The organism is Pantoea sp. RG18, assembly GCF_025910075.1.
In the GTDB taxonomy this organism is placed as follows: Bacteria; Pseudomonadota; Gammaproteobacteria; order Enterobacterales; family Enterobacteriaceae; genus Pantoea; species Pantoea agglomerans.
On sequence record NZ_JAPCIL010000020.1, the window covers coordinates 73,213 to 88,325 of the forward strand.

Consider the following 15,113-nt stretch of genomic DNA (forward strand, 5'->3'; position numbering starts at 1 on the left):
TGGTCAGAGCATCAGTTGGTAGCCGGACTGCCTTCCTCAATCAGTTTCGAAACATCAGAAACGGTGAATGAACCCGGTTTCTGACGTGGAGGAAACTCTTTGAAGCTCTGCAGCATTTCAGTGGCATATTTCTGCGCACCGCCCAGCAGGAACAGGCGATCGTAGAACCAATGGTTGTAATCCATGCCATCGGTGCCTTTTTCCAGAGGGTCGATTTTCAGGTCAAAGATCAAGGGTACGCGCAGTTTGACGAACGGGTATTTCCACACATCCATGCCTGACCGTTCCTGAATCATGAAGTGTGCTTTCCAGCGACCGTAACGCATCGCCAGCAGATCACCGTCATCACTCCAGTAGAAGAACTCTTTGCGCGGATCCTCCTGAGTTTTACCGGTGATGAAATCAAGCTGGTTATAACCATCCAGATGCACTTTGTAGGTCATGGCACTGGTTTTGTAGCCTTTCAGTAACTGCTGCTTGATGTCCGGCACGCCTGCTGCTGCCACCAGCGTTGGGAACCAGTCATTACTGCCGATGATGTCGTTGATGAGCGTTCCGGGTTTAATATGTCCCGGCCATTTCACCATCGCAGGCACGCGGAAGCCGCCCTCCCAGCCAGTATTTTTTTCACCCCGGAACGGTGTGATACCGGCATCGGGCCAGGTTGCTGTCATCGGGCCGTTGTCGGTGGTGTAAACCACAATCGTATTGTCTTCTATGCCAAGATCTTTGATTTTCTTCAGCACTTCACCGACGATTTTGTCGTGCTCCACCATGCCGTCGGCATAGTCACCTAAACCGGTCACGCCTTTGTCGCCCGGTTTAATGTGCGTTTTGTTATGCATACGGGTGGTGTTGTACCAGGTGAAGAACGGCTTGTTAGCTTTTACCTGCCGCTCCATGAAGTCGTTGTTCGCAGCCAGCGTCTCTTCATCGACGGTTTCCATACGCTTAGTGTTCAGCGGGCCGGTATCCTCAATTTTTCCATCCGCGCTGGACTTGATCACGCCACGCGGGCCGAATTGCTTCTTATACTCAGGATCTTTCGGGTAGTCCGGATTCTCCGGTTCTTCTTCCGCGTTCAGATGGTAAAGGTTGCCCATAAACTCATCGAAACCATGCGCGGTAGGCAGAAACTCGTTGCGATCGCCGAGGTGGTTTTTCCCGAACTGACCGGTGGCATACCCCAGCTGTTTAAGTACAGTGGCAATGGTCGGATCTTCTTTCTGCAAACCTTGTGGGGCGCCGGGCATGCCGACCTTACTCATCCCGGTACGGAATGGCATCTGACCTGTAATGAACGATGAACGGCCAGCCGTAGAACTCTGTTCCGCGTAATAAGAAGTGAACTTGGCACCTTCCGCCGCAATACTGTCAATATTGGGGGTTTGATAACCCAGCATTCCCTGATTGTAGGTACTGACGTTCCAGTACCCGATGTCATCGCCGAATATGACGACGATGTTGGGCTTCTGATTATTCTGCTCCGGCGCCGTCGGAGTGGTGCTTGCCGGGGCTGCATAGGTGCTGGTCGCACAACAGGCGACAGACAGCACTGAGGCGAGCAGCGATTTGCAAAATGGCACTTTTGACATTTCTGTGCTCCAGATAAGTGGACTCTCATAGGAAAGGCATAAATTTCGCCCATCAGGTCAGATCGTTCGATATCAGGTTATGTGATGCGCCTCCTTGGTTTGCCCGGTCAGAATGTCCGGCTGTAGTTGATGCCAAAAAAGTAGAGAGCAGGGTTGTCATAACGCCCTTTAATCAAGGGCGATGCGACCTGGGAGGAGTCAATGTGCGCGTATTCGAAGGCCGCGCCGATGCTGCTGGCAGGATCGAGCTGGTAACGCGCGCCAGCCCCCCAGCGCCATGTATCGCCGGAAGGCATGGTCAGGGAGGTATCCTGCTGGTTGCGGTAGAAACTGCTGTCGAAGGCAACGCCGGTATTCAGCGTCCAGTCAGAAGTGAGTCTGAATTGGGTACCCAGCGCGAGGTGCCAGGTATCACGCAGACGTCCGTTATCGCCCACCTGATTGCCTGCCACGGTTATTTCACTGTTGCTGTAATCGCTCCAGTCCTGCCATCCCGCATCACCCATAACAGCCCAGCGATCATTTAGCTGGTGGAAAAGGCTGAGCATGATCTGCTGAGGCGTATTGACGGTGGCGGCAATGGGTAATGTCCACGACGGGGAATTATTGAGCTGGTCAAGCCGGATAGTGTTGTTAACGTTGAAGTGATAATTTGTCCGGCTGGTATAGGTTAATCCGGCACGCGTCTGCGGGGTAAACTGCCATAACGCACCGACTTTTCCATTGAGCGCCCAGTCATGGTCGGAGAGTTCATCGCCGCGGGCGCGTTTGATTTTTAGCAGGCCATAGTTAATCCCGACACCCGCACCCAACGAAACGGCGTCGTTGAGTTGCCAGGCAAGCGCAGGCATCAGGGTGACCGCCAGTAGCGTACTGTCCCTGATCAGGTTTTCTCCGGCCCAGTCACCGAAATGCAGACCCAGCCCGTAGTTGCCGTAAAATCCTACTCCGGCACTTACGGTTGGGCTGATCCGTTGCGTGTAAAAAGCGCTGCCACCGGGAAACCAGCCAATAACATTGCCAGGGCTGTTTCCGCTGAGTTGGGCATCATCGTCCAGATGATAAGGCGCATCGCCATACAGGGCCTGTGCACCTATCGTAAGCATTTTATCTGACAGCATTGTCATGCCCGCAGGGTTGGTGAACAGGGTTGAGGCATCCTGCGCACGTGCCGCCTGACCGGCACCAGCCAGACCGATATCATCCGTACCAATTTCATAAAGGTACAGCCCGCTGGCCTGTGAAGAAGCGGATACTAAAAGCAGTGCAAACAGTCCTGTGATTCGCCGCATAGCGTCTCCGGAAGGTTATGGCTGTGGCGGGTTTATTTGATGTCGGGACACTGAATCTTTTCTACAGACTCTGCGTAAACCTGCTGGTTACCCGCAGAGAGAGCCTTAGCTGCAGCAAGGATCAGGTCATGACTGCTTTCGTTGCTGAGAAATACGGACCGGATTTTCTCATCCGAAATGTTTTCCCCGAGCGTGCAGTGTGTCCGCAGGTCAGAAATAATCTTCTGTTCCTTTAGTGCATACTCAAGATTCTGGTAGGGCGAGGCCGCAATCGGCATCGCTGATAGCAGTAGCAGTGAGCCAACAGCGGCTGAGGTAAGTTTCATTTTCGGGCTCCGCTAAACGGTGAAATTTTGCCTGATTTCCTGTAAAGCTTCAGGCCGGTGGCGCGAATCATTCTTCTCTCTGCGCCGGTAAAAATGTTGGGGCATCCCCCGGCTATCAGTTCAGGAACTGCAGGTTAAGCCCGGCAAAAATCTGCCAGCGTGGCTGTCCCGGCCCGTCGTCGGCGACCGATGCCTGCGGCTCAACGAAAAAGTTATAAACCGTTTTACCCTGTTTGATGACCTGCCCCACGCCCAGCCCCAGCGGCACGCCATAGCTGTCGTTCTGGAAGTTATAATTCCAGATAGGCGCCGCACGCAGATAGGTGCCGCCGCCCAGCTGATAAAAAACAAACGGCTGGAAAGCGCCCAGGTTAACGTCGCTGCGGTCACCCTCGCCCGCAAAGCTGTGCTGCCAGGAGGCCAGATAGCCATACTGAATTTTCGGGGAGCTGGCATCAAACAGCACGTTTACCAGCCCGGCGGACCACTTCTCGCTGCCAAGTGAATTTTCAGTCGCGGTGGGTGCGGTGACCTGCGGGCCAAAGCCAAAGCTGACGGCCGGATTGCCGGTATCTATCAGATAGGCCGTAAAGAGGTTCAGGTCGCCCAGCCCGGTCTGGTGCCCGCCGGTGGGCGGTGAGGGGTAGGTATTGACAGGCAGTGAGGCGCGCAGCAGCCACTTGCTTTCACCCAGCGAGAAAGGCTGCGCGTAGCGGAACCAGAACTGGTTGGCGTCTTTGTCACTTTCGCTGACGTCACCGATGTAATAATTCTGCATGTTAAATGCAGTCATGTTCGCCAGCGGGTTATTGGCCTGGGCGGCGTCTGCCGGCGGATCGGCTGAGTACGCGTTGCCAGCAAGGGAAGATAAAAGCAGACACGCGGCACTCATCTTTGCAGTTTTCATTGAAAATCATCCGGAGTTTCTGTCGCTTAAAAAAAAACCGGTAGCGCTACGCTACCGGCTGCATTTTTTATGGCGTAACCATGTTGAACCAGAATTCGAACTTATCCATGTAGCCCAGCAGCTCGCTGACCTTGTCGGCGTTGCCGGTGATTTTTACTTCGCCTTTATCCTGCGCCTGCTTCAGCGTCTCCTCTTTCAGGATCACCTTATTCAGGGTTTCACGGGAAAGCGTCAGGGTTGCATCCGCGTTCTGCGCTTCTGAATTTGCCGTGTGGTTAAGCACGCCATTTTCCAGCTCCAGCTTGTACTTACCTCCGTCGCCACCAAAGTCCACGTTCAGCACGGCTTTCGCATTAGCGGCTTTTTCACCGTTAATGTGCAGCGCCAGGTAATCGAAGAACATTTCTGGCGTCATGGCACGGACCGTGTCCGGACTGGCGGTGTTCGGCGTCGGCAGTTGTTTCACGCCGTTACGCAATTCCTGCGCACCCGTCAGGTAGAAGTTACGCCACGGGCCGGATTCGGCCTGATAGCCCAACTGCTCCAGCGCATCGGCTTCCAGATTACGCGCGGCTTTATTCTCCGGATCGGCAAACACCACCTTACTGACTACCTGGGCGACCCAGCGGTAATCCCCTTTGTCATAGTCCGTTTTGGCTTTCTGCAGAATGCTGTCGGCACCGCCCATGTACTCAACGTATTTCTTCGCAGCATCTTCCGGCGGCAGTTCGTCAAGCGTTGCCGGGTTGCCGTCAAACCAGCCGAGATACAGCACGTAGGTCGCCTTCACGTCATGGCTGACCGAGCCGTAATAGCCGCGGTTGGCCCACATGGTGGCCAGTGATGGCGGAAGTTTGAACTGAGCGGCAATCTCATCACGCGTCAGGCCTTCGTTGGCCATGCGCAGGGTCTGATCATTGATGTAACGATACAGATCGCGCTGACTTTTCAGCAGTTTGTTAACATTCTCATTGCCCCAGGTCGGCCAGTGGTGCTGCGCCATCAGGATGTCTGCCTTGCCGCCCCAGCGGTTAATGGCGTCATTGATGTACTTGGACCAGGGAAGCGGCTCACGGATTTTGGCCCCGCGCAGCGAGTAGGTGTTATGCAGGGTATGAGTGACGTCTTCGGCTGTCTGGATGACCTTCTTCTCTTCGATAAACCACAGCATCTCTGCCGGGGCTTCCGAGCCAGGGGCCATCATAAAATCGTAGGTCAGACCATCAATGACGCGTTTCTCACCGGTTTTGGTCACATAATCGGTAGGCGCTATCAGGGTGACGGTGCCAGCAGAAGTGGTGGTGCCCAGTCCTGCTCCTACCTGACCTTTGGCATCGGCTTTCAGCAGGTTGCCGTACATGTAACTGGCACGACGGCTCATGACATTGCCTGCCATAATGTTTTCAGAGACGGCAGATTCCATAAAGCCGGCCGGTGCATAGATTTTGACTTTGCCCGATTTGACGTCAGCTTCATCGACAACGCCACGCACGCCGCCATAGTGGTCAACGTGGCTATGGGTATAAATGACCGCAACGACAGGTTTTTTACCGCGGTTTTTGAAATAGAGATCCATACCGACTTTGGCGGTTTCCGCAGAAACCAATGGATCAACAACGGTAACGCCCTCTTTACCCTCAATGATGGTCATATTGGAAAGGTCGAGATTACGAATCTGATAGATTCCCGGAGTCACTTCAAACAGACCGCTGATATTGATTAGCTGAGACTGGCGCCACAGGCTGGGATTGACCGTATCCGGTGCTTTTTCACCCTCTTTAATAAATGCGTACTGTTTCGGATCCCAGATAACGTTGCCGGACTCGCCTTTAATGACGGCATCAGGCAGTGCAGCAATGAACCCTTTATGGGCATCTTCAAAGTCGCTTTTGTTATCGAAGGGTAATTGCTGATAAAGGGCATCATTAGCCTGTTTGGTAGCAGGCGCGGCATCTTTCTGAGCCTCATCTGCAAATACACTAAGCGAAGCGGTAGAGAGTAAACCGGCCAGGGCCAGACTGCGGGCCAGAGGTGTTAATTTCATATGTTTCCTCGGGATTTCAGACGAATGAAAACTGCATCCGGTACAACGGAATTAAAGACGTGCTTACAGCGTCCGGCATGAAAAGCCAGCAGCAACTGTTACGAGTTAGCAATAATTGCTAACATTTGTTTTAACGTTAGCAAGATCTTAAAAATTCACCAGTTTGAGTTAAGTCAAACAGCGGCTTTTATTCGCTAACTTTGATGAGCATCAAAAATCTATAATTTAAAATTACAATGCAGCCAGCATTATCTATCTGATTTTAAACCATATTTTACTTATTCTCCTGAATTTGAGTTTATTTCCTATGTAAGTCAGCCTCTTGATTTTTGAGAATTACCTCATTTTTATGGTGTGAGGAATGTTCAGGACGAATTAATATAAAAAACAGAATTAAGTGGTCCTGATGCGCACAGAATGACCGGGCGCGCCTGAATTCAGAGCATGCAATTCAGATGCTTTGCTGATGGCGCTTTTGTCCGGTTTCTGTTGTGAGACTAATTCAATGCTGGTAGTGTCGCGGTATGGTATACGTCATGAGAGAATTGATTGTCAGAAGGCTTTTAAACATAGCCCTGCGGCGTCAAAGTACCCATTCGCCTGTAAATTCGTTATAAAGATGAATAATATATTCAGGCTGTCAGGGTGAATAAAAAACCTTTTTCATTTGTCGCGGATAAAATCCGCTTCATCTCCGCCCCGTCACTTTGGGCTGTCAGTAATTTAATATCCTTCGCGTTGCCGTAGAGGCGATCGCTCTGGCGATGGTGTCTGCATGTTTAACGGAAATGAATGTTCAAAATTTAAAATTACCGTTGATGGGTATAGGTCAGAGGTAATGCACCTGGGTGTTGGGTGCCGTCAGTACTGAGCTGACTGCAGCGATGCTACACGGATAAGAACAGTATGTGAGTCAGCACATGATCTCATAATGATAATCTCCGGTTAAACGTGACGGCAGGATTGAGAGATGAGCGATTGAAGAGCGCGAAAAATCTTAAACTTAATCTGATGTTCATCCTGTTAAGTGGCTGAAACACACAGCTAACGCGTTGCGCATATAGATAAATGCATTCCCCACTGGAACGAATAAACTGCCACCTGCTGGCCTTTCCTTAAGTCAAATCCGCACCCCACCGCCATGATCGGGTTACACGTCAGTTATTGATAGTACCAGCAAAAACTGGAGTGAAAATAACGCGCGTTATCGTAACCTTAGAACTCTACATTTTTCATTCAAAAACAGTAACTTCTCCTCTGATTACAGTTCGCCTATGCTGGCTGCTCATTAAATTTCACTTCAGAAGGATCTGTTATGTTTGTTGTGCCCGCATCCTATAGTGCAGAGACTGTTCAGTGCCTGTATGAAGTTATCGGCATACTCAACCTGAACGGCGTACGCTGCCACGTTATCTTTGACAGTCAGGCATCGCGCGCCGCAGTGATCCAGGCGGACGCAACAGAGGAACATGGCGAAATGCGCCATCCTGTGCTGGCCGTGCTGGAAATGGAACGCGTAACGAGTATCAACACCATACTGCGCATCAAATCGTTCTGGACCGATTCCGAGGGCGCTCAATCAGGTGTGGAACCAGGCACGCTGGCAAAAGCGTTGTATAAAGCGCTGACAACAAAGAAACATATCACGCTGGTGGGATTGTAGGCATTCTGAAGCCCGTGAAGTACGGGCTGTAACAGTCAGGTGTTGAGAGAGATACACGTCGGGGATGAGCATGATAATTCCACAGGTGCCCAAGAGTGCTTAATGCTGATCCGCGCATCCTGCCCGATCGGGCGTCCGATGCCCGTGTGAAGATTCGCTTTGTTATTGACGTGTTGATACTGCTCTGTGTGCAGATACAGAGAATGCCTTGCCGAAGTCCCGGATGCGTTCCTCACGTCCCACGGCAAGGGCAAACAGCACGCCACCCACAATTGAGAACAGCCCCAGAACACCCCATGCCAGCGTCATATCAGTGCCGCCACCCAGATGCTTGAGGTATCCGGCAACAAGGGGGCCGCCAAACTGTCCAATGAAGTTGCTGCATGCGCCGACAAAAGCCACCGCAGGAACCGCTTTCTTTGTCGGAAGGATTTCAGTCAGCCTGACGTAAACCAGCGGCACCAGCATCTTCATTGTCAGGCCGACAAACATGAACAAACCTATCTGAGCCCAGTAATATGACAGCGGCACAAAAGCGGCAGCCAGTAATGCCACACCACAGAGGACGGTGGGAATAGCGGCATGCAGTCGTCGCTCCTGGTTGTACTTATCTGAACGCCGGGTGATATACCAGATGCCCAGCATCGTCATCAGGAATGGCATCCCGCTGATGAGACCAACCATAAATTCACTGAGCGTGCCATACCCTTTGAGAGCTGTCGGCAACCAGAGCGTAAAACCGTAAGCGAGCATGCTATGCAGGGAGTAGCCGATCAGCATCAGCCAGAGGGCCGGTATTTTGAGAATGGTCCACCAGGGATCGGATTTCTCATTCCTGTAGTTTGACTGCTCAGCGGCCAGGTCTTTCTGGATATAATCCCGATCTTCGGCACTCAGCCAGCCAGCGGCCTGAATACTTTTGGGTACCAGATAAAACCAGATGATGCAGAACAGCCAGGCCGGTGCACCTTCAATCACCATCATCATGCGCCAGTTATGATGTGCAAGGATCCAGCCAGATATCGGACCGGCCAGAAACGCGCCCGCACCCAGGCTAAGATTCCAGATTCCGAATGCCCGCCCCCGTTCAGGCTTCATAAACCACTGGGCAAGGAACATGGCCGTGGCGGCCTGAATTGGACCTTCAGCGATGCCCAGTAAGAAACGGATCGCTACCAGTTCACCGAAGTTACGCGTCAGGCCGGTAAGCATTGCGCAGGCCCCAAACAGAAACAGGCTGATACCTATTATTTTCCGTGATCCAAAACGGAGAGCCAGCCATCCTGCGGTAAATTGCGTGGCGACGTAACCCCAGGCAAAGGCGCCGCCAAGCCAGCCGGCTTCAACAGGACTCAGGCCCATTTCAGCTGTTATATGGGGCAGCGCCATACCTATATTCACCCGATCAAAAAATGAAATGGTATACATGATGAATACGGCAGGTAATATGATTGTCCAGCGTTTATTTCCGATAAGCGCATTACCCTTGAGAGTTTTCTCACTCATGATAACTTCCTCATTTAACACTGTGGCAGGGGGAAGAAATACTGATTGCAAATCCATCTGAATATCAGTCAAAATGTTTATTCATTACCCGAAGGATGTAACGGAAAAATGAGCAGTCTGAAAATAAAAGGCGCAGATAAACAAGCAAAACTCCAGAATTCATGATTGGCTTTAAATGACTGATATCTATAAAAACTTCTAGTGCATATTTAATCCGACAAGCATATCTGAATATCGATAATTCAACGGGTGGCTGATATACCCACAAGAAGATGTTGTATTTGAATCAAAGCCAGCCCTTCAAACAGAAATTATTAACAATGCTACCGTTTGCCAGCTCACTAACGCCCTCTCCTCTCAGATTCAGATAAATTTATTCTGCCTGAGGCGTCAGGTTAATTAAGAGATTGATATTTTCCCGCAGCCCCTCGGCTTAACGAGGGGCGCATTGACATTAAATATGCCGTAATGTAAGCGAAAACTTATTCAGCCAGCGCCCGCATTTCTTTAATAAGGTCTGATTTGCCTTCGAATCCGATACCCGGCAGTTCCGGCATAATAATATGACCATCTTCAACTTTTACCGAGTCCGGGAAACCGCCGTAAGGCTGGAACAGATCAGGATAGCTTTCGTTACCGCCCAGACCGAGGCCTGCGGCGATATTCAGGGACATCTGATGGCCGCCATGAGGTATGCAGCGTGACGGTGACCAGCCAAACTGCTTAAGTACTTCCAGTGTGCGCAGATACTCAACCAGACCGTAGGAGAGCGCGCAGTCAAATTGCAGATAGTCGCGATCCGGACGCATACCGCCATACCGCAGCAGGTTTCGCGCGTCCTGATGAGAAAAGAGGTTTTCGCCCGTTGCCATTGCGCCTGGATAGAACTCTGACAGGGCTGCCTGCAGAGAATAATCGAGCGGATCGCCAACCTCTTCGTACCAAATGAGCGGGAATTCACGCAGCATTTTTGCGTAGGCAATACCGGTTTCCAGATCAAAGCGACCATTAGCATCAACGGCGAGGCGCGCTTCGCTGCCGATTTCTTCCAGTACGGCCTCAATACGGCGGCGGTCTTCGTCCAGAGAGGCACCACCGATTTTCATTTTCACAACGTTATAGCCGCGGTTCAGGTAGCCGCGCATTTCCTGTCGCAGTGCGCCAAGGTCTTTACCCGGATAGTAGTAACCCCCAGCCGCATAGACGAAGACGCGCGGATTAGCCTCAACGCCCTTCATTTCGGCCAGCAGGCGGAACAGCGGCTTGTTTGCAATTTTTGCCGTTGCATCCCAGATGGCCATGTCCAGGGTTCCCACTGCAACTGAACGCTCGCCATGACCGCCAGGCTTTTCGTTGCTCATCATCACAGCCCAGACTTTATGCGGATCCAGGTTGTTACCTTTGCCATTCAGCAGGCTTTCGGGATCGGCTTCCAGGATGCGGTCACGGAAGCGTTCCCGGATGAGGCCCCCCTGGCCATAACGGCCGTTAGAGTTAAATCCGTATCCCACTACACGGTGCCCGTCGACTTCAACATCGGTCACAACGGCGACAAGGCTTGTCGTCATCTTGCTGAAATCGATGTACGCATTACGAATAGGGGAAGCAATGGGTTTGGTAATTTCTAAAACATCAAGGATGCGCATGATCTCTCCGGTAGTTCTCAGTCAAAGACTGTTTTACTAAAATACCTACGCAATCAGTTATGTCATGCCATCTGTTTATCGGCATTCATCGGCACAATGAAGTAGCGTAGTGTTAAGGGACCTGATTGTTCTGTCTGCTATTATCCTAAGCAGTACATGGGTTCCGTTCTAATGCCAAAGAGGCAGCCTGTAATGCAAAATCGGCATCACCTGGAGTTAACCTGGCTTGAAGACTGTATTGCGCTGGCGCAATCACTCAATTTTTCCCGTGCGGCAGCTTCACGATATGTGACACAGCCTGCATTCAGCCGCAGAATCGTCTCGCTAGAAGAGTGGCTTGGCACGCCAATTTTTGAGAGAAATCGTCGGGGCGTCAACCTGACCCGCGCCGGAGAGGTTTTCGTCAAGCAGGTGCCGGAACTTATTCGTGCGCTTTATACACTGAGAAGTGAATCTATCGAGGCCGCAGGAGAAGCCAGGCCGGATGTTATTTTTTCCGCCACGCACGCGCTGTCATTTTCTTTTTTTCCGGCACTGATGCGGAACAACGAAAAAATTGCCCGCTTCGGATCATTTCGCCTGCTGTCTGACACATTAAGTGCCTGCGAGCGCATGATTGAGAAAGGTGACGCGCAATTTCTGCTTTCTTATTACCATCCTCATATGCACATCCATCTCGATCAGTCGAAATATCTCAGCGTCCGGCTTGGACGGGAAGTTTTACAGCCGTATTCACGATGCGATCCGACAACGCGTGAGCCTATATTCCATGCGTCAGGCGGTAAAAAGTTTCCTTTCCTCTCCTATTCTGCAGAGTCCGGCCTGGGCCGCATCCTGTCTAATACCTCACAGGTTAACCGGGCCAGACGTGGAATGGATATCGCCTTCACGGCCGATCTTGCTGCCACATTACTCGCCATGGTTAAAGCCGGAGATGGCGTTGCCTGGCTGCCGGAAACACTGGCAGCGCCGGATGTTGATGCTGGCTCGATTGCCGTAGCAGCTAATAAGGAGAGCGCACTCTGGATACCCATAGAGATCCGGTTGTTCAGACCCGCAGCGAGGATGTCCCGCGCGGTAGAAGCGTTGTGGGAAATTTTCTTGGATGGCCAAATCTGAGCGGCAAACTATTTTGAGCTGATCGCGACGGCATCTGAAATGAATAAAGCGAGAACGCATCAGAACCGCAAACTGACAATATATGCACGCCAGCTTTCCGTTTTTAATTAAAGCGGTCCTGAACTCGCGCGCATGTCCGTTTTTGTCAGATGCGGTCATTTACTTTCATGTGAACAACAGGAGAGGTTAACGTTATTTCTGAACCAGAAATTATCCTGCATTCTCAGCAGAGAAGCTTTGGTAATTCTCAGGCGTAATCAGCTTATAAGGCACCCAGTTAAGCGTCTCAACTTTCTTCTTATCCAGCAGTGCTTTGGTCACCTGAACTGCACCCGTAGCCTGGCCTCTGGCATCCTGAAAAATAGTCAGCGCCATCTTGCCGTTTTTAATGAACTGCTGACCGTCCGGTGTTCCGTCGATACCGGCCACAAGAATTTTTTCATTCTTCGCCTGGCTTAACGCCATGATGGCACCGATTGCCATCTCATCGTTATTTGCGGCGATGGCATCAATCGGACGCTGATTCAGCAGCCAGCCTGACACGACATCTACCGCTTCATTGCGCTGCCATTTCGCCGTCTGTTTCTCAATGACTTTCATGTTCTTATATTTGCTGATAACGGCTTCCACAGCGCGGGTGCGCTCACGTGCCTCTTCATTCGACAGTGCCCCCATCAGAATGGCCACATTGCCTTTGTAGTTCATTTTTTTTTGCCAGTGCTTCCATCTGCATTTCACCACCCAGCGCCGAATCAGAGCCGACGTACGCCATGTTTTCGGGCAATTTCACTTCCGGTTTCCGGTTCACAAAAACCAGCGGAATACCGGCCTTTTTTGCAGCGTTGATCATCGGTAAAACGCCCTGGGTATCGACCGGATTAAGAATAATGGCGTCTACGCCCTGGTTGATAAAGTCATCTACCTGCTGCACCTGCAGCGCGACATCACCTTTCGCATCGACAAACTGGCTGTTGAGCTGGCTGGCTTTCAGCTCCTGTTGCATGCGGGTGCGAAGAATAGAGACAAAGTTAAGATCGAAGTTAGCCAGCGCGACGCCAACGGTGAGGGTTTTGGCGTTGACACCGACACTAAACAGCAGGACGCATAGGCAAAGAAGGAGGTTTCTGATGTTCATAGTGTGTTCCTGTAGGGTTGAGGTTGTTATTGTTTTCATTAACTTTATTTTGCGTCGGGCAACAGGCAGATACCCGACGCACTGCGCTTACAACGTAAAGTGATCGCGGAACTGCTGGATAGCCGCTGTGCTATCGCCGCTGGCCCAGCCTTCCATGGCTACTGTGCCGCTGTAACCCATCTCCTGTAGGGTCCGGGCGATAGCACGGTAATTGATCTCCCCGGTGCCCGGCTGCTGGCGGCCAGGTACATCGGCAACCTGGATTTCTCCGATAGCGGAGCCGCAGCGCCGCAGCAGTTCAATCAGATTGCCTTCGCCAATTTGTGCATGGTAGAGATCCAGATTCATCTTCAGCGCCGGGCTGTTGACCGCTTCGACCAGCGCCAGCGTCTCAGACGCCAGGGCAAAGGGTGTGCCTGGATGATCGACCGGCAGGTTAAGGTTTTCGAGGGTGAAAACCCGCCCGGCTCGTTCGCCGAGAAGCGCAACCTGCCGCAACGTATCGGCGGCCTTCAGCCACATTGCGCCCGTTACCGTTGTCACGGGTTTTACCGGCAGACCGCGTTCGTCAAGCCCTGTGCCATGCAGATTCAGTACCGGACAGCCGAGACGTGCAGCTACGGCCAGCGACGCTTCAGCGCTTTGCAGCAGCTGCTGGATTTCCGTCTCATCCGTCAGATTACCGCTCAGATAACCAGTCATAGAGGTAAAGCGTGCACCGGTCGCGACCAGCGCATCGATATCCTTGCTGGCCCATCCCCAGATTTCGACGCCAAAACCCAGTTCATGAATGCGTTTTACGCGCTCAACAAACGGCAGTTCCAGAAATACCATTTCAGCGCATACGGAAAGTTGATAACCGGCCATCAGCGAACTCCCAGCTTAACGGGCAGGTTGCGCTGCACGGATTCGATACAGGCCAGCGCGATTTCCAGCGCGTTTCGCGCGTCTTCGCCGGTGGCGCGGGGCGTTTCACCGCTGCGGATACAGCGGGCAAACTCACTCATTTCTGCCACGTACGCTTCGCGCAGCAGATCTGAATCCAGTCGTGACGTATCCACCGCAATTCCGCTGGCGGTGTAACGCACGCAGTGATTGGCATTGATGTGGCCCGCCTGAAGCATGCCTTTACTGCCAAAGACCTCGCCACGCACGTCGTAGCCATACACCGCCTGAAAGTTAGCCTCAGCAATCGCGATGGCGCCGTTATCAAAGCGAATAGTGACAACCGAGGTATCCAGCAGACCTTTATCTTTGAAATCTGGCCGCACCAGTGCATCTGCCAGCGCATAGACTTCAACCGGCTTCGCGCCGTGATTGAAGTGCAGCAGGGTGTCAAAATCGTGAATGAGGGTTTCAAGGAAAATTGTCCACTGCGGAATCGGGGCGGGATCGTTCAGGCCCGGGTCACGGGTTACAGATCGGCTGAGCTGCGTCGACCCATTCTCGCCGTTTTTCACCGCCGCAATCGCCGCTGCAAAGCCGGAATCAAAGCGGCGATTAAAGCCTACCTGTAACACAACACCTGCCTGTTTTGCCGCCGCGATAGCGCGATCGGCCTCCTCCAGCGTCACAGCCATCGGCTTTTCACAGAACACATGTTTGCCGGCATTGGCCGCAGCGATCACCCACTCTGCATGTGTCCGGGCAGGAGCCGCAATCGCAATGGCGTCAATTTCATCATCCTGCAGCAGCGCATGCAGATCGCTGTGCGCTTTGCTGACCCCAAGCCGGCTGGCGAGCTTTTCCGCCGCGCCAGGGAACGGATCGGCCACGGCTGCCAGGGTGGCGCCAGGCACGCGCCAGGCCAGATTTTCGGCATGAAAACTGCCCATGCGGCCTGCGCCAATTAAACCCACACGCACTGTTTGATGGTTCAT

Annotated in this window: 11 protein-coding genes and 1 pseudogene; 2 read left to right on the forward strand and 10 right to left on the reverse strand. The window is 52.2% G+C overall.

The window, feature by feature from the left end:
- Positions 1–11 precede the first annotated feature (11 nt).
- From OK409_RS20515 to OK409_RS20535, 5 genes are all read right to left on the reverse strand, one after another.
- Entirely contained in the window at positions 12–1,595 is a 1,584-nt protein-coding gene (locus OK409_RS20515; RefSeq protein WP_182686921.1) for an arylsulfatase, read from the reverse strand.
- A 107-nt stretch (positions 1,596–1,702) separates the two neighbouring features.
- A complete protein-coding gene (locus OK409_RS20520) occupies positions 1,703–2,887 on the reverse strand; it encodes an OmpP1/FadL family transporter (protein WP_264367432.1) in 1,185 nt (394 codons plus the stop codon).
- 32 nt (positions 2,888–2,919) lie between these two features.
- Positions 2,920–3,213: a YicS family protein gene (locus OK409_RS20525; RefSeq protein WP_256843890.1), complete on the reverse strand. Its 294-nt coding sequence runs from the start codon at positions 3,211–3,213 to the stop codon at positions 2,920–2,922.
- Positions 3,214–3,328: 115 nt separating this feature from the next.
- Positions 3,329–4,120: a hypothetical protein gene (locus tag OK409_RS20530; protein WP_264367433.1), complete on the reverse strand. Its 792-nt coding sequence runs from the start codon at positions 4,118–4,120 to the stop codon at positions 3,329–3,331.
- A gap of 67 nt (positions 4,121–4,187) precedes the next feature.
- Positions 4,188–6,164 (reverse strand): alkyl/aryl-sulfatase, encoded by a 1,977-nt coding sequence (locus OK409_RS20535; protein ID WP_264367434.1) that lies wholly within the window; start codon positions 6,162–6,164, stop codon positions 4,188–4,190.
- Between the two features lie 1,315 nt (positions 6,165–7,479).
- On the opposite strand from OK409_RS20535, the gene OK409_RS20540 reads away from it, so the two are divergent.
- The gene (locus tag OK409_RS20540) at positions 7,480–7,827 is read left to right on the forward strand and encodes a hypothetical protein (protein WP_256843893.1); all 348 of its coding nucleotides are present in this window, start codon (positions 7,480–7,482) and stop codon (positions 7,825–7,827) included.
- A 162-nt stretch (positions 7,828–7,989) separates the two neighbouring features.
- Here OK409_RS20540 and OK409_RS20545 read toward each other — a convergent pair whose 3' ends face one another.
- On the reverse strand, positions 7,990–9,333 hold the full coding sequence (locus tag OK409_RS20545) for an MFS transporter (protein ID WP_264367435.1): 1,344 nt from the start codon (positions 9,331–9,333) through the stop codon (positions 7,990–7,992).
- 482 nt (positions 9,334–9,815) lie between these two features.
- Positions 9,816–10,979 carry a mandelate racemase/muconate lactonizing enzyme family protein gene (locus tag OK409_RS20550; protein WP_264367436.1) on the reverse strand — a complete coding sequence of 388 codons (1,164 nt, stop codon included), beginning with the start codon at positions 10,977–10,979 and terminating at the stop codon, positions 9,816–9,818.
- A gap of 192 nt (positions 10,980–11,171) precedes the next feature.
- Here OK409_RS20550 and OK409_RS20555 point away from each other — a divergent pair, with 192 nt between their 5' ends.
- Positions 11,172–12,098 carry a LysR family transcriptional regulator gene (locus OK409_RS20555; RefSeq protein WP_264367437.1) on the forward strand — a complete coding sequence of 309 codons (927 nt, stop codon included), beginning with the start codon at positions 11,172–11,174 and terminating at the stop codon, positions 12,096–12,098.
- A 210-nt stretch (positions 12,099–12,308) separates the two neighbouring features.
- On the opposite strand, the pseudogene OK409_RS20560 reads toward OK409_RS20555, so the two are convergent.
- From OK409_RS20560 to OK409_RS20570, 3 genes and pseudogenes are all read right to left on the reverse strand, one after another.
- Positions 12,309–13,233, reverse strand: a pseudogene (locus tag OK409_RS20560) (substrate-binding domain-containing protein).
- An 87-nt stretch (positions 13,234–13,320) separates the two neighbouring features.
- Positions 13,321–14,100: a TIM barrel protein gene (locus OK409_RS20565; protein ID WP_031591676.1), complete on the reverse strand. Its 780-nt coding sequence runs from the start codon at positions 14,098–14,100 to the stop codon at positions 13,321–13,323.
- The gene (locus OK409_RS20570; protein ID WP_264367438.1) at positions 14,100–15,113 is read right to left on the reverse strand and encodes a Gfo/Idh/MocA family oxidoreductase; all 1,014 of its coding nucleotides are present in this window, start codon (positions 15,111–15,113) and stop codon (positions 14,100–14,102) included. Before OK409_RS20570 ends, OK409_RS20565 begins: the two co-directional genes overlap by 1 nt.